Origin of the sequence: Collinsella sp. AF37-9, from assembly GCF_003475115.1 — a bacterium.
Lineage (GTDB): Bacteria > Actinomycetota > Coriobacteriia > Coriobacteriales > Coriobacteriaceae > Collinsella.
Genome location: NZ_QROQ01000035.1, coordinates 1 through 19524 on the forward strand (window position 1 = coordinate 1; position 19524 = coordinate 19524).

The following is a 19524-nucleotide window of genomic DNA, read 5'->3' on the forward strand; positions in this document are numbered from 1 at the left end:
TTCCCTCGGGAAACTTCGCGAAGCCCAGTTCCCGAGGGAAAGGCTCAGCCGCCACCACAAAGACCGCAGGGACGGGAGCAGCTATACTACTCTCAGTAGTTAAGGGTCGCGGATTCGCTGCGTCACCGCTCTCAACAGGAGGTCTATGTTTATGGCAGATCAAAAGCCGGTTGTCGGGATCATCATGGGTTCCAAGTCCGATCTGGGCGTTATGGAAGGCTGCACCGCCGAGCTCGAGGCACTGGGTGTGCCCTATGAGCTCGTGATCGCGAGCGCACACCGCACGCCGGCGAAGGTCCACGAGTGGGCTTCGACTGCTGCCGATCGCGGCATCAAGGTGATTATCGCCGCCGCCGGCAAGGCCGCTCACCTGGGTGGTGTCGTGGCTGCCTTTACGCCGCTGCCGGTTATCGGCGTGCCTATGAAGACGAGTGACCTGGGCGGCATGGATTCGCTGCTATCGATGGTGCAGATGCCTTCGGGCGTGCCCGTGGCCTGCGTTGCCATCAACGGCGCCAAGAACGCCGCCATCTATGCCACACAGATTCTGGGTGCTTGCGACCCCGAGTACCGCAAGGTTATCGAGAAGATGAAGCAGGAGATGGCTGACGCCTAAGCGTTCCGCCGTTTCACCGCAGTATAAGGAGAGCCATGTCCGATTATCAGGGAAAACGATTCAAGGCTTCTCAGATTCCCGATCCGTCGAAGCCAGGTGCTGCCCGTGCGGCACAGCAGGGTCGGACATCCTCTCCTCAGCAGCCGCGCGCGCCGCGCCCCGTGACACCGGCGACGCATCGTCGACAGGACGCGCCGGCCGCATATCGTCCTTCGTCTTATAGCACCGCTAAGAAGCCGCCCCGGTCTTCATCGCATGCCGCGCCGTCGGATTACACCGAACCGCCGCGCAAAAAGCGCCGCTCCATTATTCCTATTCTGCTCATTATCGTGGGCATCGGTCTGATTGTTGCCGCCGCTGCCATCTTTATCAATGCTCAGATTGGCTATAAGCAGGCGAGCGATTCGTATCAGAAAATCGAGAAGCAATATATAAGCGACAAGGACGCCAGCGGCGTGCCGATTATCGACTTTGATGCACTTGCCCAGACGAATCCCGAGGTTGTGGGTTGGATTTACGCGCCCGGCACCAACATCAACTATCCCGTCGTGCAGACCAACAACAACTCCAAATACCTCAACACGCTGTTCGACGGTACGGCCAATGCATCTGGGGCCATTTTCCTGGATAGCGATGACACCGCGCCGGGAATGGTTGACCAGCAGACCACGATCTACGGCCACCATATGAACGATGGGTCGATGTTCAACGTGATTTCGGATACGACTGACCAGGCAACGTTCGATAGCATTGAATATGTGTACTACATCACACGGGATGCTACGTATAAGCTGCGTCCGCTGGCGACCAAGGTCGTTGAGGATACGTACTCCAAGGCGCGCACGCCCAATTTTGAGGGCGACGACGGGCTCAAGAACTACCTGTCCGAGATGCTCGACGGTGCCTCTGCCGTGGCGAGCGATGCCACTGATCGTGCTGCTTCGGCAACCAAGGTCGTAACGCTTGTGACCTGTCGTTCGTTATCGCTGAGCAACACGCGTGCCGTCATGGTGCTCACGCCGGTCGAGGAATAAGTTGTTCGAGAGTAGCTAAAAAAGCCCCGTTCCAAATTGGCTACTCGACGACGGTAAGGGAGAAATGATGCTCGAGAATGGCAAAACGATGCCTTCGATTGATGCTTGGCTGCGCGAGGCCAAGGCCGATTCGTCGGCACCTGCGTGCGGTATGTATCTGACACATAACGGTGTGGTGCGCGCGACGCCCAAGGCCGAGGCGCGCGGTGTCGAGACCGATGGCGTGGCGCCGGGCCACAAGGTGGGCAGCATGGTGTTCGGCTACGACGCCAGCAAGGTACAGGCCGCCATCGAGGCGACGCGCGCGATGCCGGGTATCGGCTATGTGCGCGTGTGGCTGGCAAGCGGCGAGCTTGCCGTAGGTGACGACATCATGCTCGTGCTCATCGGCGGGGACATTCGCCCGCACGTGGTCGATGCGCTGCAGGCGCTCGTTGGCACCATCAAGAATGAATGCGTGAGTGAGGTCGAGCGCGAGGCGTAGAGGCTTGCGTCGATAGAAGGCTCGTTTATAAAAATGCCCGCCGGTACGTGTGATACCGGCGGGCATTTTGCGTTTTGGGCGCGGTGGGCGCTACACGCGCGTCGCATCCTTGGGGCTCATGGTCATGCTCTGGAAGCGGTTTTCCATAAAGTCATTATCGAAGTACTTGCCGTAGAACTGCGCAACGGGAATATCCGGTTCCGTGCCGTTGACGCGCTGATACCAATAATCGAGCGACTGCAGCGTCATAACGCCATCGACCAGCATAATGATGGTGAAGATGACGGTAGCCGAGTAGCGGCTCTTCCACGGAATCATGTTGATGAGCTTGAGCAGCCTCGGCAGCAGCAGCTTGATCCAGATGAGGCCACCCAGGCCCCACAGACAGGCGAAGCCCGTGCAGGTGCGTCCGCCCGTGAGGACCACGAGCGGGTCGGGCATACCGAACAGCGTTATGTGCGAGTAGCTCCACGAGACCACGCCAAACGCGGTCTGCATAAACCAGCCCACGAACACCTCAAAGCTGGCGCCGAGCAGGGCGCTCACCAGGAAAATGATGATGGGGTTCTTTTTATAGAAGCGGTTGAGCACCATGGTCATGAGCACGGCACCAAAGCCGTAGATGGGGCTGAAGGGGCCAAACAGCATACCGGCGCGGTCCTGGTAGACACCCGGATCGTTGACGGTCATATGCCAGATATCCTCCAGGACCAGGCCGAGCACGCAGCAGACAAAGAATACCCAGAACAGGTTGAAGTAGTTGAGCTTGATGTAGCCCTCGCCGGTTTCATCGCGCCCGAGCATGCCCTCGGCGGCGGCGTCGCGGTCGAGCATCTCCTGCAGGCGGCGCTGCAGCTCGCGCTCCTGGCGCAGCGTGGGGTCGACGGTGGCCGAAAGTGCGACGAGGATGCCGAGCTGGATGGCAGGGCGCAGCAAGAAGGGCCCGATGCCCTGGAGCATCACGTCAACCAAAAGCTCGACGACGGTAAACGCGATAAGGATATAGGACAGATGGGCGGCATTGCGGCGCTGGTTCTTGATGAGGTCAAGGCCAAAGATGATCAAGATGACGGCACTGGCAGCCGAGAGCATGATGCCGGCGACAATCAGTCCGACCGCGACGAGCGTGTTATCGCCGAGCTTGGCGGCGGCGTTGCCGTTGATGAGCGCGGTGATGACCTGCCACATAAAGGCGCCGACCGACGGGAGCGTGCCCACGCCGGACAGGATGCACAGGACGGCGTATACCTTAATGATGAGGGGGATCTTCTTGACCTCCGTGGCGCTGGGGACGCTGGGGTCGAGTTCGTTTCGATCCATACATAACCTTTCTCGTTTTGCTGTAGGTACAAGGATACGCCGCCGACCTGCCAAAAGACAGGACGAACGTCCCAATTGCAACAATGCAAGCCCCAACGGCGGGCAAGACGCGTCGCAACGGAAGTATGCGGGATCGTCGGCCCCGAGGCGCCTGCCCAATAAAATGTTTGGCTGCAAAACGGATTATAAGCTCGGTGGGCTTTTAAAAAGCGCTGTTCATGCGCGGGAGTGCTTGTCTTGCCGTGCGTATAATAGGGCAGGTAACGCCAAATAACGAGGCTCTGAGGGGATGCCATGTCTCAAGAAACCATCCGCGCGGCCGAGCGTGCCGCGGGACAGGTGAAGACCATGTCGACGTATGATCCGGACTCCGACCAGCTGCATGAGGAATGCGGCATTTTTGGTGTGTGGGCACCCGATCGCGATGTGGCTCGACTGACGTACTTTGGTCTGCGCGCGCTGCAGCATCGCGGCCAGGAATCGGCGGGAATCGCCGTGGGTGATGGCGGCACGGTTATGGTTCGCAAAGACCTGGGACTGCTCGATCGCGTGTTCTCCAACGCCGACCTGTCGACGCTCTCCGGCCAGCTGGCCGTGGGCCACGTGCGCTATGGCACTGCCGGTGCCAAGAGCTGGGAAGCCTCGCAGCCGCATCTTTCTACCATCAACAGCGTCATTATCGCGCTTGCTCACAACGGCACTCTGGTTAACACCGACGAGCTGCGCCGCCAGCTGATCGAGCTGGGCGTGCCGTTCCTCTCCAATTCGGATTCCGAGGTCGCGACTAAGCTTATCGGCTACTTTACTCAGCGTACAGGCCATCTGCGCGAGGGCATTCGCAAGACCATGGAGCTCGTGCGCGGCGGCTACGCCATGACGCTCATCAACGAGCAGGCACTCTACGCATTCCGAGATCCGCACGGCATTCGCCCGCTCGTGCTGGGCAAGCTGGTGGACGAGGGCCTGGACCAGGCCGATGCCGCATCCGTTTCGCAGCTGCCGTCGCAGGACGGCGCCGCGACGGTCGACTCCGCCGTCCGTGTCACGCGCGCCGGCGGCTGGGTCGTTGCTTCCGAGACCTGCGCACTCGACATCGTGGGTGCCGAGTACGTCCGTGACGTCCGTCCCGGCGAGATCTTGCGCATCAGCGCCGAGGGTCTGGTATCCGAGCAGGGCGTGCCTGCAGCCGAAGAGCCCGCAAACTGCATCTTTGAGCAGGTCTACTTTGCCCGCCCCGACTCCATCATGAACGGCAAGAGCGTCTATGCCTGCCGTTACGACATGGGTCGCCAGCTGGCACACGAGGAGCCCGTCGAGGCCGATCTGGTCATCGGCGTGCCCGACTCCGGCCTGCCGCCCGCGGAGGGGTATTCGCACGAGAGCGGTATTCCCTTTGGCGAGGGTCTTATCAAGAACCGCTACGTGGGCCGTACGTTTATCGAGCCCACGCAGGAGCTGCGCGCCATGGGCGTGCGTATGAAACTCAACCCGCTGCGCGACAACATCGAGGGCAAGCGCCTGGTCGTCATCGACGACTCCATCGTGCGCGGCACCACCATGGTGCAGCTCGTCAAGATGCTGCGCAACGCTGGCGCCAAGGAGATTCATATCCGCATCAACTCGCCCGAGGTCATCTGGCCGTGCTTCTACGGCATCGATACCGACGTGCAGTCGCAGCTTATCAGCGCCAACAAGACGGTCGACGAGATTTGCGAGTATATCGGCGCCGATTCGCTGGCCTTCCTTTCGGTCGAGGGCCTGCTTAAGGTCATGCCCAAGGGCGGTTACTGCGATGCGTGCTTTACCGGCCGCTACCCCGTGGCGATTCCCGAGAGCTTTGGCCGCGACAAGTTCATGGAGGGCTTTAAGCCCCGCAACCTGGACAAGCCGCTGCACGTTGATGACGACGCCGTGGTCGAGAAATACGACGATCGCAGCTGGGAAGAGGAACACGGCGAGGCCTAAAACCTGCCATGTAGGGACAGGTTTATTTTGGTAGGTTTTACCTGCTGTTTTGTTGATATGACGGCGCGCGTTGTTATGGCGCGCGCCGAAATGAACGCAACTATGAGCACCGTTTGGCGCCCGCGCGGCGCCACGGTAGTGGGAGAGGAAGGCTCAGATGAGCGACAGCAAGCATGTGACGTATGAGGATGCCGGCGTCGATACCGCCGAGGGCGGCCGCGCCGTTGACGCTATTAAGCAGATGGTTAAGGACACCAACCGTCCCGAGGTCATCGGCGGTATCGGTGGCTTTGGTGGCTTATTCTCGGCCGCCGCGCTTAAGGATATGGAAGACCCGATTCTGATTAGCGGTACCGACGGCGTGGGCACCAAGCTCGTGCTTGCCCAGATCATGGACCGTCACGAGACGGTGGGCCAGGACCTGGTCGCTATGTGCGTCAACGACATTTTGGCTTCGGGCGCCGAGCCGCTGTTCTTCCTGGACTATGTTGCCATCGGTCACATCGAGGCCGGGCACATGGCAAAGATCATCAAGGGCGTGGCCGATGGCTGTAAGCTCGCGGGCTGCGCGCTCGTGGGCGGTGAGATGGCCGAGCACCCCGGCGTCATGGCTCCGGCCGACTACGACCTTGCCGGCTTTACCGTGGGCGTCGTCGACCGTCCCAAGATGCTCGACCCCGCAAACGTCCGCCCGGGCGATGTGATCCTGGGCCTGCCTTCCACCGGCGTGCACTCCAACGGCTACTCGCTCGTGCGCAAGGTCATCGGCGTCGACGGCATTAAGCCGGGCACGCCCGAGGCCGCCGCTAAGGCGGAGGAGCTGAGCCGTCCGCTCGAGGAGCTCGGCGGTGCTTCGCTGGCAGACGCCCTGTTGGCCCCCACGCGCATCTATGTCAAGCCGATTCTGGAGCTGCTGCGCGGTGGCGCTCCGGTGCACGCCATCGCCCACATCACCGGCGGCGGCATCACCGAGAACCTCAACCGCGCGCTTGCCGACGACGTTGACGCCGTGGTCACCCGTAACGGCGCCGAGATGGGTTGGGACGTTCCGCCCGTCATCACCTACGTCTCGCGCCAGGCCGAGCTCGCGCCCAATGAGGCATGCAAGACCTTCAACATGGGCGTTGGCCTGTGCCTGATCGTCGCCCCCGAGGACGAGGCCGCGGTGACCGAGGCTCTGGTCGCGCTGGGCGAGAAGCCGTTCCGCGTGGGCGAGTGCGTCGAGGGTTCCGGTAAGGTCGTGTACTCCGATGAGCGCTAACGAGCAGATGACTGCTGCCGCGAGCCTGGGCTTTGTGCCCTACACCCGTCCGACCGGCACCGATACGGCCGAGCCGCTCAAGATCGGTGTGCTCATCAGCGGTTCGGGTACCAACCTGCAGGCGCTGATCGACCTGATCGCCGCCGGCAAGCTCAACGCTTCGATTGAGCTTGTGGTGTCGAGCCGTCCTTCGGCTAAAGGTTTGCAGCGCGCTGAGCGCGCGGGCATCCAGACGCTCACGCTGTCCAAGGATGTCTATGCCGACCCCATCGCCGCCGACGAGATCATTGCGCACGAGCTGCTCGAGCGCGGTTGCGAGTATGTGGTCATGGCCGGCTACATGCGCATGGTGCACACGCCGCTGCTGGCGGCATTCCCCAATCGCGTGGTCAATCTGCATCCCGCGCTGCTGCCGAGCTTTACCGGCGCGCATGCGATCGACGATGCCTTTGCGCGCGGCGTCAAGGTAACTGGCGTGACCGTGCATTTTGCCAACGAGATCTACGACAACGGCCCCATCATCGCCCAGCGCGCGCTGGCTGTTGAGGAGGGCTGGGACGTCGATACGCTCGAGGAGCACATCCACGCGATTGAGCACGTGCTGTATCCCGAGGTCGTGCAGATGCTCGCCGACGGTCGCGTCCACGTGCTGGAGAGCGGCAAGGTCGCAATTGACGCGCCTCGCGGCTAGCGGCGCACAGTACAATTTAGCCGAGTAGTCAGGGTGGTCATTGGCGCCAAGGCGCGCGTGGCCACCTTTTGTTTTGGGTAGTCATCGGGAACGGTCTTTAACGACTGGTCATTCAAGAACGTCGCAGGTGACTAGATGAGAGAGGTGAGCGCATGGCGGATAACGAAGCACTGTTTACGCCTGAGCTGGTGTTTTTTGATTGGGAGTGTGCGACGCCGGATGAGGTGTTCGCGCGGCTTGAGGGCGAGCTTGCACCACGTGGCTACATTGCATCCGGTTGGCTCGACGCCGTTCGCACGCGCGAGGATGCCTATCCCACGGGTCTTGCCATGCCGGCGGCAAACATTGCCATTCCGCATACCGATCCGGGGTTTGTGGCCAAGCCCTATATCGCGGTGGTGAAGCCCGCCGCGCCCGTGACATTCAACGCTATGGCTGGCATGGGCGCTCCGGTGCCGGCGCAGATCGTCATCAATCTGGGCATCGCCGAGCCGGGCGGCCAGGTCGAGGCCCTGCAGGCGCTCATGAACATCTTTATGGACGCCGATGCCGCAGCCGACGTGCTCGGCCAGACCACGTCCCAGGGTATGGTCGACGCCATCCGCCGTCACTTCTAAGGTGGGGCTGAGTCGGCACTTGGGGACGTTCCTTTTCTGCCGGCAGTAAGGGACGGTCCCCAAGTGCCGGCATATAAAGAACGTCCCCAAGTGCCACATCTGTCCCCTTTGCACCAAAATGGTGCAGATTAACCTGCCCCCAATGCACCAAGCGTGCCGCGGGGGCCGCGTTGTGACACAATGGCGTTTGTTCGATTCGTTATGCGAAAGGCCAACTATGGCAAATAAGAAAAAGAACCCTGCGCCCGAGCCGACGCCCGAGCAGCAGGCTCGCGCTGCCTCCAGCTCTCGCAAGAAGCAGCGCAAGACGTACGTGTCTAAGACCGTCAAGATCGTCCTGGTGGTCATCGGCGTGCTGGCGATGCTGCTTTCCGTCTCGGCGATGGCGTGCTCCGGCCTTATGTCGCAGGCCGAGGACGCCTCGGGCTACAAGCTGACCGGCGGTGTTGCTGCAACTATCAACGGCACCAACCTCACCGAGGACACCGTGACCAAGCAGATCATGAGCATGCGCACGTCCTACGGCTACACCAAGGATAAGGATTGGGCGCAGTATCTGGTTGACAACGACCTCACGCCCAAGAAGTACCGCAAGCAACTCATCGACTCCTACACGCAGCAGATTCTGCTTCAACAGGCACAGAAGGAGAACGGCGTGACGGTGTCTGACGAGGAGGTCGAGAAGGCTTGGAAGGACGCGTGCAAGAGCGCGGGCGGCGCCAAGGCCTTTAAGAAGACCCTCAAGACCTACGGCTATACCGAGGACACCTACAAGGACTCACTCAAGGAGAGTCTGGCGCAGCAGAAACTCAAGGATGCCGTCGCGCCCACGAGCAAGCCCAAGGACAGCGAGATTGTCGATTACATCAACGAAAACCTGTCCAGCTACAACGACGCCCGTCGCTCGTCGAACATCCTGATCAAGGTCGATTCTGACGCTTCCGACGAGGACAAGGCCGCCGCCAAGGCCAAGGCGCAGGAGTGCCTGGACAAGATCAACTCCGGTGAGCTGAGCTTTGAGGACGCCGTTGAACAGTACTCCGAGGACACCGGTTCCAAGGAGAAGAAGGGCGATGTGGGCTGGGATAAGCTCACCACCTTTGTCGACAGCTACCAGACGGCGCTCGAGGGGCTCAACAAGGGCGACGTGAGCGAAGTCGTCGAGTCGACGTACGGTTACCACGTCATCAAGTGCACCGACTACTTCCATGTCGATAATCAGGTTGATGACATCAACCAGGTGCCCAAGGCCATCAAAAAGTACGTCTCCAACGTGGTGAAGACGCAAGCGGCCAGCACCGCGTACAGCGAGTGGCTGGAGCAGTACAAGAAGGATGCCGACATCACCGTCAACCCCATGCCCAAGGACGTGCCGTACAACGTCAGCCTGAAGGGCGTCACCAAGAGTTCGACCGACAATTCGTCGACGACTGAGTAATCATGGGATGGCGCTCGCGTGAGTGCCGCCCACACTATTGAGGAGGATTTGCAGATGACCAACGAAGAGCTGCAGAAGGAAATGATCGCGGCCATGAAGGCTAAGGACAAGGTTCGCCTGTCCATCATTCGCCAGGTCAAGGCCGAGGTGAAGAATATCGAGGTTAACGAGCGCCGCGATGTGACCGAGGAAGACGTCAACAGCATGATCAAGCGTCTGATTAAGCAGACGAGCGAGACGCTGGAGATGTCCATCAAGGCCGGCACCGACCAAGAGCGTACCGACAACCTGACCGAGCAGGTCAAGATTCTGGAGAGCCTTCTGCCCGCGCAGGTTTCGGGCGAGGAGCTCGAGGCCCTGATCGAGCAGGTCATCGCCGAGCTGGGCGCCACGTCCAAGAAGCAGATGGGCCAGGTCATGGGCGCTCTGGGTAAGGCCACTGGCGGCAACTTCGATAAGCCGGCAGCAGCAAAGATCGTTGGAGCAAAGCTGGCGTAATTTGTTGCGCGGTTTTACCAAACCGCGCAACGGCTCGACGCTGCAAACCCGTACACGCGGCAATCTGACGTTCAATTTCAAGGGCGCGACCATAAGGTCTGCGCCCTTTCATTTCACGTCACCTTGCTCGCGTGTACGGGTTTTCGCTGACTTATGCTCAACAAGGGCGGTTGGGCGCTCACTGGGGACAGACTTAAATGAGTGCCCAATGAGTGGGCGGAAGGTTGCGGGTTCTTTACGGGGATGTAGTGTGGGCTGCGGAAACGTGGTTCTTTCCGTACAATAGTTCAACTCGTGTAAACGCAGGGAAGGGACATCCATGGCAGACATGATCGAGATCAAGCATCTCAACAAGTACTTTGGCGACCTGCATGTGCTCAAAGATATCAACCTCACCGTCAAGCGCGGCGAGAAGCTCGTAATGATCGGGCCTTCCGGCTCGGGCAAGTCGACGCTCATCCGCTGCGTCGATTATCTTGAGGAGCCCACGTCGGGCGAGGTCATCATCGACGGTACGCCGCTCACCAAAAAGAATCACCTGGAGATGGCCCGCAAGTATAGCTCCATGGTGTTTCAGCAGTTCAACCTGTATCCCAACATGACGGTGCTCGGTAACCTGACGCTCGCGCCCATCAAGCTGCAAAAGAAGAGCAAGGAGGAGGCGACCGAGATCGCCATCGCCGCGCTCAAGCGCGTCGGCATGGCGCATAAGGCCGGCGAGTATCCGCAGAATCTCTCGGGTGGTCAGCAGCAGCGCATCGCCATCGCCCGCGCCCTGTGCACCAAGCAGCCCATCATCCTGTTTGACGAGCCGACCTCGGCGCTCGACCCCGAGATGGTGCAGGAGGTGCTCGACGTTATGATCGAGCTCGCGCAGGAGGACATCACCATGATCTGCGTGACGCACGAGATGGGCTTTGCGCGCCAGGTGGCCGACCGCGTCATCTTTATGGAGGACGGCCGCATCCTGGAGGAGGGCGCGCCCGAGCACTTCTTCGATAACCCCGAGAACCCGCGCTGCCGCGAGTTCCTGTCCAAGATTCTGCACTAGGCGCGGTGATGGACATGACGGATATAACGAGGGCGGCTGTATCGCGCCGTCACTTTTTGCAGCTGGCGGGCGCCGGCATGCTTGCGCTGGCGGGGACCGCGCTTACCGGTTGCGGCAACTCCACCAGCGGCGAGGGCTCCGACAAGGGGTCCAAGCTTGCGGCCATCAAGTCGCGTGGACATCTGAATGCCGGCGTCAAGAAGGACGTTCCCGGCTATGGCTATTACGACACCGCCAAGGGCCGCTTTGAGGGCATGGAAGTCGATTTGTGCTACCAGATCGCCGCTGCCGTCTTTGGCGTGAGCTACAAGGAGGCCCGCGCCCAGGAGCTTGTCGAGTTTACCGACGTAACGCCCAAGACGCGCGGCCCGCTGATCGATAACGGCCAACTCGACGTGGTCGCGGCGACCTACACCATCACCGACGAGCGCAAGAAGAGCTGGGATTTCTCGACGCCGTACCGCACCGACTACGTGGGACTCATGGTCAAGAAGCGTTCGGGCTTTACCTCGATTGAGGACTTGGACGGCAAGGTCATTGGCGTGAGCCAGGGTGCCACCACGCAGGGCCTGATCGAGCAGATGATCAAGGACAACGGCTTTAGCTGCAAGCCCGAGTTTAGGGCCTTTAGCGGCTACCCCATCATCAAGAGTTCGCTCGACGCCGGCAATATCGACGTCTTTGCCATGGACCGCTCCACGCTGGCCGGTTACATGAACGAGACCGTTGAGCTGCTGCAGCCCGAGGTCAAGTTTGGCGAGCAGGGCTACGGCGTGGCGACCAAGAAGGGCTGCGACCTTTCGGCCGTGGTCGATCAGGTGATTTGCGATCGCCTGGCCGACGGCTGGCTCGACCAAGAGGTCAAGACCTGGGGTCTTGTATAGGCGCATCGTCCAAGGAAGGAATCAAATGCTCGAAGGATTATTTGACGCCGACCGTTGGTCGACGACATTTCAAAACATGGGGCCCTTCTGGGAGGGCTTTGGCGTGACGCTACAGGTGGTCGTTGCCGGTCTGCTGCTGTCGCTGGTGCTGGGCACGCTGCTGGGTGTGTTCTCTACCACCCGTTCGCGCGTGCTGCGCGCCATAAGCCGCGTGTACGTGGAGTTTTACCAGAACACCCCGTTGCCCGTGCAGGTGCTCTTTATGTACATGGCCGGTCCGCAGTTTTTGCAGGCCATAACCGGTGCCGACCAGCCGGTGCGCATCGCGCCGTTCGTGCTGGGCTTCTTGGGCGTGGGCCTGTATCACGCGGCCTACATCTCGGAGGTTATCCGCACCGGTATCGAGGCGGTTCCGCGCGGTCAGATGGAGGCGGCGCAGAGCCAGGGCTTCACCCGTGCGCAGGCGTACTGGTACATCGTGCTGCCCCAGACATTCAAGATCATCCTGCCGCCGCTGTGTAACCAGGCGCTCAACTTGGTCAAGAACACGTCGGTGCTGGCGCTTGTGGCCGGCGGCGACCTTATGTACCGTTCCGACAACTTTGTGAGTCTGTACGGTTATCTGCAGGGATACATCGTCTGCTGCCTTATGTACTTCATCATCTGCTTTCCGCTCGCCATGCTGGTGCAGTGGCTCGAGCGCCGCTCCAAGGAGCGTCCGCGCGGCGTGAGCATCGCCGAGCTGGGGCTCGACAACGTAGAGGAGGCCTAGCGCATGGAAATCTTCAACGCGACCAACCTGCTCTACATTTGGGGCGGCTTTGTTAAGACGATCGAGATCTCGGCGCTGTCGATCTTTTTCTCGCTCATCTTTGGCACGGTGCTGGCGCTCGTTAAAAGCTATGCGCCCCGCCCGTTCCGTATTTTGGTGAGTGCCTATATCGAGCTGTTCCGTTGCACGCCGAACCTGCTGTGGATCCTGTTTATCTACTTTACTGTGCAGGGTTTGGACATTGTGATTTCGACCATCGCCTTTACGCTGTTTACCAGCGCTGTTATGGCCGAGATTGTGCGAGGCGGTCTCAACTCGATTCCGCGCGGCCAGTTTGAGGCAGCGCAGAGCCAGGGCTTCGGCTTCTTTGCCACCATGCGCTACATCATTCTGCCGCAGACGTTTAAGACGATCATTCCGGCGCTGTTTAGCCAGTGCACGACCGTCATCAAGGACAGCTCGTATCTTTCGGGTATTAACGTGGCCGAGCTCATGTACACGGCAAACGTCGTGATGGCCCACGCGATCGACCTGTCGCAGGTGCTTATGCTCTACGGCCTGGTGTTTGCGATGTACTTTGTGCTCAACTTTGGTATCTCGCTGCTGGTTCGCGCATATCAGAGGCGAATGGTGGCAGCGTAGAATGTGGCAAAGGGACAGCCCCTTTGTCACATAGAGAAAGGAATCGCGATGAGCGATCTGGAGAATAAGAAGAATCCTGTGGTCATTACCATCGCGCGCGACTTTGGCGCCGAGGGCCACGAGATTGGTCGCATGCTTGCCGACGAGTTGGGGATTCCGCTGTATGACAACGAGCTGCTGGTGCGTGCGTCGCTGCGCGCGGGCGAGTCGCTCGATAAGATGGCCGCCTACGACGAGCGTCTGGCCGTGGAGAACATGGCGTTTCTGCCCGACCGCTACGATGCGCGTTCGTACTCGGACAAGTTGTTCCAGAAGATGAGCCAGGTGATTTTGGACCTGGGCGAGACCGAGAGCTGCATTATCGAAGGCCGTCTGTCCGATTACCTGCTTCGCAACAACCCCAACCACATTGCCGTGCTGGTGACCGCTCCCTTTGAGGATCGCGTCGAGATTGTGCGCAAGAAGCGTGGCCTTAATAAAAAGAAGGGCGCCAAGCTGGTCAAGCAACAGCAGAAGGCGCGTGAGGCTTTTTACAAGCGCTACAGCGCCGGCAAGTGGAAGATGACGAGCGGTAAGGATATCGTCGTCAATCGCGCCAAGCTGGGCCGCGAAGGCTGCAAAGACGTTATCGCCGCTGCCTACCGCTACAAAGTCGCCCAGCTCGAAGCCTAGCCAATCAAAACCACCACAAAGGCACCTTTGTGGTGGTTTGTTTTAGGCGGAGGGGAAGGTCTTGGCGGCAGTGCCTATCCTCGGCTTTTGCATAGTCTCGATCTGTAACACCAAGCCAGCGAAAATGGCTCTAACTGTTACAGATTGAGATGAACCGTTCGGCCGTCAGCCCAACGTCTTGATCTGTAACACCAGGCGGCATATTTGGTCTCTAACTGTTACAGATTGAGATGCAGCGTGGCCGGCCGGCACAATATCTCAATCTGTAACAACTGCAGGGCTCAACGGACTCCAGCTGTTACAGATTGAGACAAAACGACCGGGCAAGTCCCAAACCACCACAAAGGTGTCTGCCCCATCGTGGTGGTTGGGGTGGTCGGCATAGAAAAAGTCCCCGCCGGGCGTGTGCTCGACGGGGACTTTGCCGTTTGATGGCTAGCGCTGTGGGTGATTACTCGCCCAGCAGGCTCTTGGTGATGGAAGCGGCGGCCTTCTTGCCGGCGCCCATCGCCAGAATGACCGTAGCGGCACCGGTGACGATGTCGCCGCCGGCCCAGATACGGGGATCGGTGGTCTGGCCGGTCTCCTCGTCGGCGACGATGTAGCCCCACTTGTTGAGCTCCATCTTGCCGCCGATCTTGGCAGCGAAGGGGTTGGCGTTGGTGCCGATAGCCGAGATCGCGACGTCGCAGGGGATCTCCTCGATGGCGCCTTCGATGGGCACCGGGCGACGACGGCCGGACTCGTCGGGCTCGCCGAGCTCCATCTTCTGGACCTTGACGGCACACACGGAGCCGTCCTCGCCAGCGACAAACTCGAGCGGGGAGACGAGCGGCAGAACCTCGACGCCCTCGGCCTTAGCATGGTGCAGCTCGGCGCGACGGCAGGGCATCTCGTCCTCGGTACGACGGTAGGCGATGATGGCATGCTCGGCACCCAGGCGCTTGGCGGTACGGACGGCGTCCATAGCCACGTTGCCGCCACCAAAGACGACGACGTTCTTGCCGTGCTTGGTGGGGGTGTCGTACTCGGGGAACTTGTTGGCCTTCATCAGGTTCACGCGGGTGAGGTACTCGTTAGCGAAGAAGACGTTGGGCAGGTTCTCGCCGGGGACGTTGAGGAACTTGGGCAGGCCGGCGCCGGTTGCCACGTAGATGGCGTCGAAGCCCTGCTCGAACAGCTCCTCGGCCGTGGCCATGTTGCCCACGACGGAGTTGTACTCAAACTTGACGCCCATGTCCTCCAGGCCGTCGATCTCGCGCTTGACGACTGCCTTGGGCAGACGGAACTCGGGGATGCCGTAGACCAGCACGCCGCCGCCGGTGAAGAATGCCTCGAAGACGGTGACGTCAAAGCCGTTGCGGGCGAGCTCGCCGGCGCAGGTGATGCCGGACGGGCCGGAGCCGACGACGGCGACCTTCTTGCCGTTCTTGGGGGCCATCTTGGGCGTGGAGGCGAGCTCGGGGCGGTCACCCAGGAAGCGCTCGAGCTGGCCGATGGCCACGGGCTCGGACTTCTTGCCGCGGATGCACTTGCCCTCGCACTGGTTCTCCTGCGGGCAGACGCGGCCGCAGATGGCGGGAAGCATGGAGTCCTCGCGGATGGTATCGAGGGCGCCGCCGAAGTCCTTCGCGCGGATCTGCTCGATAAAGCGGGGGATGTTGATGTTGACGGGGCAGCCCTCAACACAGAACGGCTTCTTGCAGTTGAGGCAGCGCTCGGCCTCGGCCAGCGCCATCTCCTCGGTGAAGCCCTTGTCGACGGGGCGGAAGTCGCAGGCGCGCTCGGCAGCCGGCTCCTCGTTATCGGGGGTGCGGGGCGACTTCATATCGGCAACGAAACGACCGTTAACTAGTGGCATGCGCAGCTCTTTTCCTCATAGGCCTTGAGGGACGCGCCCTCTTCGGAACGGTAAGCGGCCTGGCGGGCACGAAGGTCATCCCAGTCGACCAGGGTGGCATCGAAGTCGGGGCCGTCGACGCAAGCGAACTTGGTCACGCCGCCCACCTCGACGCGGCAGCAGCCGCACATACCGGTGCCGTCAACCATGATGGGGTTGAGCGACGCGATGATGGGGGTGTCGTACTTCTGGGCGGTGAGGGTCGAGAACTTCATCATCGGAACGGGGCCGACGCAGAAGACCTGGCTCACGGCCTTGTCCTGCAGCAGGCGCTCCAGCGGAGCGGTGACAACGCCCTGCTCGCCGTAGGAGCCGTCGTCAGTGGTGATGTGGATGTGGTCCTCGTCGAGGAGCTCGCGGAACTGGTCCTCCATGAGCAGGAGGTCCTTGGTGCGAGCGCCCATGATGGCGTGCACCTCGTGGCCGGTCTCGACCAGGTGCTTGGCGACCGGGAAGGCAATTGCCAGGCCGACGCCGCCGCCAATGACGGCGCAGGGGCCCTCGGCCATCTCGGTGGGAACTCCCAGCGGGCCCACGACGTCGCGCAGCGACTCGCCGGCCTCGTAGGTGGACAGCATCTCGGTGGTCTTGCCGATCACCATGAAGATGAACTCAACCCAGCCCTCGTCACCGTTCCAGCCGGCCAGGGTAAACGGGACGCGCTCGCCCGTCTCGTTGGCGCGAACCATGAGGAACTGTCCAGCGTGCGCATGCTTGGCGATTGCGGGCGCCTCGATGCGGAACTTGAACACCTTCTCCGAGAACTGCGTCTTCTCCAGGATCTTATACATAGAACCCCTCTCTTGTTAGGGCGGCCGAACCGTGCCTCCACGGAAATGGACGGCAGCCCGAATAAAACCGTACGCGCACAGGCGTTGTGCAGACATACGGTGCAAATTATACCCTCATGGACATGCTGTTTACGTGTATCTTCGGCAGGCGGAAAAGTGACCTGCCAAAAAGGGACAGGTTTATTTCGGCAGGTTTTATCAGGCAAAACGACAAAGGGGGCCGGCCTCGCGCATCGGTGGGGCCGGCCCCCTATGGGGCGCTGCATATGTATGGCGGCGCAGGACTTATTGCGATGCGGCCGCGGCGGCGTTTTCGCACATAAAACTGCCAAAATTAACATCCCTAAATGGTAGGTTTTAGTGCTTGCCGTTGGCGGAGGCGGAGCCGTTGACGTGGTCGCGGGCATAGATCACGCCGTGCACGATGGCGAGACCTGCGGCGTCGGCCGCGCGGGCGCAGGTGTCCTGGAAGTCCTCGGCCTCGCGGGCGCGTAGCTGCTTGAGCACATAGTCTGCGACGGCCATCTTGCCGGGAGGGTTGCCGATGCCGGTGCGGATGCGGCTGAAGTCGCGGCTGCCCATCTTGTCGATGATGGAACGTAGGCCGTTGTGGCCAGCATGGCCGCCGCCCACCTTAACACGTACGTCGCCGGCGGGAATGTCGAGCTCATCGTGGATCACGAGCAGCTCCTCGGCCTTGATCTTGTACTCGCGGCAGAGCTTGGAGATGGGGCCGCCCGAGGTATTCATGTACGACTGCGGCTTGACCAGTACAATCTGGCGCTTACCGCCCTCTTCCTCGGGATCGTTGATGTTGATGAGCGCGACCTCGGCGCCGGCCTGGTTTTTCCAGTACGTGACGCCGGCCTGACGGGCCAGCTCGTCAATCGCCTTAAAGCCGGCGTTGTGGCGGGTTTCGGCATATTCCTCGCCCGGGTTGCCAAGTCCGGCAACCATGCGAATCTTAAGCGGCTGTGCAGCTGCCATGTTCATCCTTTCGTTGATTTGTCGCCTGCTATGGTGAGCGACCCTGTTGCCGCTGTCAAATGGAGGGTAATTGAGGGCGTTTGGGGGCGTTTGGACGGACGTCGAAATCCGAGGTGGACAGTTAGTTCAGATACGTATAAGTTCTGAGGACTCGAATTACTCAATTCAATGCCGATACGTTGTTTTGGAGCTTTAGTTAGTCCATATGGCGTTGTTTTGAAGTCTACCCTGCCTTCAAATAGGGCGAATGGTATAGAGATAGCTGCAAAACAGTCTAATTCAATGCGTCCATTTATACGTATTTGAACTAACTGCCCAGCCCTGCTCGACGGCGCACGGGTGATTCGCCGTTTAGACCGGCGCGAGGCCGGTTCCGGCCCGCAGAGCGTTGAGCCAAGCGGCCTGACGCTTGCGATAGCCCTTGATACGGTACCGGAATCGGACTCCTGTGAGTCGATGCATCGTTTGGGCGAAGGCTTCGAGTGCAACAAGGTCTTTCATTTGGTCGCGATTGATAACCAGGACGTGGATGCCCATGGCCTTGAGGCCATTATTTCGATTGCCATCGTGGATGCGAGCGTTTTGAAGCTCATGCCCAATTCCGTTGTATTCGTTGTCGACTCCGGCTGCCGGGCAATATAGGTCGCAGATGGCATAGAGGATGCCCGAGGACATGTTGACCGCAAGAGTATCGAAGTCGATTCGATGGTTGAGTAGCAGGCCTCCCATGGGCAGGCTGCAACATCCGAATCCGCCAAAACGCATGGGTGCGCCTAGGACGGCGAACATTAAGGATTCCGCTGGGGATGCGGATCCGGCTCGGGCGAGCCTGACGGCCGTGCGAAACGAGGCGTAGGAGCTGCTTTTGGCAAACTGTGCGACTGCCTCGAGCTCTTTTATGGTTGTAGCAGGCTCGCATTTGTAGTGTGCCTGCTCGTAGCGGGTTTCGTTTTGTTTTTCGGCTGCCGGTTGGTCGCCCTGGCAATCAAGATCGTCCAGCACTTTGAAGCTATCGGCCTTGGGCCACGTGTCGTCATGGGCGATGGGATAGGTTGCCTCGGGCGGGAGGGAGTAAGAGCCGAGTAGCTCCATGAGAAGCATCAGGACCTTGGCTACGGGCTCATTCCTAGAGTACAACATGGCTGTCATGGCGGGAGACGTTGCGTAGATGTCGGCTTCGATGTGCATGATTGCCCCTGCGGGAAGCGGGGCGGTGATGGAGTGCTGGAGAAGGCGTTCGTCGGGGCGTCTGTTGTTACCATCCGCAACAAGGAGGTCTAAGCGCTCGGAGTCGTCTTCGTTCCAGGCATCAAGCATCGAAAGAGCCGCAAAGTCTATGGCGTCTTTATTGGGAACGCAGCCCGCAAGGGCTTGTGCTTGTTGTTCGGCGTTGATGGCGCTCCAGGGAAGCGCAGAGTACGCCCGTCGACCGCGGCGAATTGCGCGGAGGGCGGAGAAATGTGAGATCACGGCGGTCATAGCTATAAGGTACTCAGCCGTTGGCGAAATGATATGGCTGTGCCGTTCTTTTCGCTCAAAGGAGCGTCGTGTGCCGCGGACGGTAGCGCGATTGTGCGAGGGGCCTTGAAAAACGGAGCGCGGGGCGCTGGTTTGGCCTTGAAGGTATGGACCGAGATGGGTGCTGGACAGTTAGTTCAGATTTGTATAAAACGACCGGGGCATTTTGCCATTACTGAAGGGTTCAGTGGGCAAAATGGAGCAAATGACATAGTGAAGACGTCCGCTAGAAGAGAGATTGGCCAATATTATGCCGACAAGAGGGCTTTTGGCGTATCAAGTGACCCGTGTGAGCGCTCAGAAAAATACAAATTTGAACTAACTGTCCAAGGCGGGTGGTGGCGCGCGCAGACGTGGTGTAAGAGCGTCCCGAGGTCCGTCGC

At 60.2% G+C, this 19524-nt stretch carries 19 protein-coding genes; 14 read left to right on the forward strand and 5 right to left on the reverse strand.

Translation table 11 applies throughout. The annotated features are described in order from the left end of the window. Positions 1-151: 151 nt before the first annotated feature. The 3 genes from purE (at position 152) to DW024_RS09020 (ending at position 2134) form a co-directional block, all read left to right on the forward strand. Positions 152-616 (forward strand): 5-(carboxyamino)imidazole ribonucleotide mutase, encoded by a 465-nt coding sequence (gene purE, locus DW024_RS09010; protein ID WP_006235810.1) that lies wholly within the window; start codon positions 152-154, stop codon positions 614-616. 35 nt (positions 617-651) lie between these two features. After that, positions 652-1650 (forward strand): class B sortase, encoded by a 999-nt coding sequence (locus tag DW024_RS09015; protein ID WP_118377526.1) that lies wholly within the window; start codon positions 652-654, stop codon positions 1648-1650. A 64-nt stretch (positions 1651-1714) separates the two neighbouring features. Continuing rightward, positions 1715-2134, forward strand: coding sequence for a molybdenum cofactor biosynthesis protein MoaE (locus DW024_RS09020; protein WP_117848444.1), 420 nt, complete (start codon positions 1715-1717; stop codon positions 2132-2134). Between the two features lie 90 nt (positions 2135-2224). On the opposite strand, the gene DW024_RS09025 is transcribed toward DW024_RS09020, so the two are convergent. After that, a complete protein-coding gene (locus DW024_RS09025) occupies positions 2225-3454 on the reverse strand; it encodes a putative ABC transporter permease (RefSeq protein WP_118377527.1) in 1230 nt (409 codons plus the stop codon). Positions 3455-3748: 294 nt separating this feature from the next. Between DW024_RS09025 and DW024_RS09030 the strand changes: the two genes are divergently transcribed. The 11 genes from DW024_RS09030 to DW024_RS09080 all read left to right on the forward strand — a co-directional run bounded on the left by DW024_RS09030 (position 3749) and on the right by DW024_RS09080 (position 13945). Next, on the forward strand, positions 3749-5419 hold the full coding sequence (locus DW024_RS09030; protein WP_117848442.1) for an amidophosphoribosyltransferase: 1671 nt from the start codon (positions 3749-3751) through the stop codon (positions 5417-5419). A 157-nt stretch (positions 5420-5576) separates the two neighbouring features. Further along, complete coding sequence (purM, locus tag DW024_RS09035) at positions 5577-6680, forward strand: phosphoribosylformylglycinamidine cyclo-ligase (RefSeq protein WP_117848441.1); 1104 nt, start codon at positions 5577-5579, stop codon at positions 6678-6680. After that, positions 6670-7371 (forward strand): phosphoribosylglycinamide formyltransferase, encoded by a 702-nt coding sequence (gene purN, locus DW024_RS09040; protein ID WP_117848440.1) that lies wholly within the window; start codon positions 6670-6672, stop codon positions 7369-7371. The genes purM and purN overlap by 11 nt, the downstream gene beginning before the upstream one ends. Before the next feature lie 152 nt (positions 7372-7523). Further along, on the forward strand, positions 7524-7988 hold the full coding sequence (locus DW024_RS09045) for a PTS sugar transporter subunit IIA (RefSeq protein ID WP_022094213.1): 465 nt from the start codon (positions 7524-7526) through the stop codon (positions 7986-7988). A 217-nt stretch (positions 7989-8205) separates the two neighbouring features. Further along, on the forward strand, positions 8206-9426 hold the full coding sequence (locus DW024_RS09050; RefSeq protein WP_118377528.1) for a peptidylprolyl isomerase: 1221 nt from the start codon (positions 8206-8208) through the stop codon (positions 9424-9426). Between the two features lie 54 nt (positions 9427-9480). After that, a complete protein-coding gene (locus DW024_RS09055) occupies positions 9481-9924 on the forward strand; it encodes a GatB/YqeY domain-containing protein (RefSeq protein ID WP_006235801.1) in 444 nt (147 codons plus the stop codon). 319 nt (positions 9925-10243) lie between these two features. Beyond that, complete coding sequence (locus DW024_RS09060) at positions 10244-10975, forward strand: amino acid ABC transporter ATP-binding protein (protein WP_118377529.1); 732 nt, start codon at positions 10244-10246, stop codon at positions 10973-10975. A 14-nt stretch (positions 10976-10989) separates the two neighbouring features. After that, on the forward strand, positions 10990-11859 hold the full coding sequence (locus DW024_RS09065) for a transporter substrate-binding domain-containing protein (RefSeq protein ID WP_233541370.1): 870 nt from the start codon (positions 10990-10992) through the stop codon (positions 11857-11859). 25 nt (positions 11860-11884) lie between these two features. Continuing rightward, complete coding sequence (locus tag DW024_RS09070) at positions 11885-12631, forward strand: amino acid ABC transporter permease (RefSeq protein ID WP_118377531.1); 747 nt, start codon at positions 11885-11887, stop codon at positions 12629-12631. Positions 12632-12634: 3 nt separating this feature from the next. Beyond that, on the forward strand, positions 12635-13273 hold the full coding sequence (locus DW024_RS09075) for an amino acid ABC transporter permease (RefSeq protein ID WP_006235796.1): 639 nt from the start codon (positions 12635-12637) through the stop codon (positions 13271-13273). A 48-nt stretch (positions 13274-13321) separates the two neighbouring features. Next, entirely contained in the window at positions 13322-13945 is a 624-nt protein-coding gene (locus DW024_RS09080) for an AAA family ATPase (protein ID WP_117759545.1), read from the forward strand. A gap of 451 nt (positions 13946-14396) precedes the next feature. Here DW024_RS09080 and gltA read toward each other — a convergent pair whose 3' ends face one another. From gltA to DW024_RS09100, 4 genes are all read right to left on the reverse strand, one after another. Then, the gene (gene gltA, locus DW024_RS09085) at positions 14397-15806 is read right to left on the reverse strand and encodes an NADPH-dependent glutamate synthase (RefSeq protein ID WP_089572633.1); all 1410 of its coding nucleotides are present in this window, start codon (positions 15804-15806) and stop codon (positions 14397-14399) included. After that, positions 15797-16636, reverse strand: coding sequence for a sulfide/dihydroorotate dehydrogenase-like FAD/NAD-binding protein (locus tag DW024_RS09090; RefSeq protein ID WP_118377532.1), 840 nt, complete (start codon positions 16634-16636; stop codon positions 15797-15799). The genes gltA and DW024_RS09090 overlap by 10 nt, the downstream gene beginning before the upstream one ends. 357 nt (positions 16637-16993) lie before the next feature. After that, positions 16994-17623: an aminoacyl-tRNA hydrolase gene (gene pth, locus DW024_RS09095; protein ID WP_199576956.1), complete on the reverse strand. Its 630-nt coding sequence runs from the start codon at positions 17621-17623 to the stop codon at positions 16994-16996. Between the two features lie 351 nt (positions 17624-17974). After that, positions 17975-19102, reverse strand: coding sequence for a hypothetical protein (locus DW024_RS09100; RefSeq protein WP_118377533.1), 1128 nt, complete (start codon positions 19100-19102; stop codon positions 17975-17977). Positions 19103-19524: the final 422 nt, after the last annotated feature.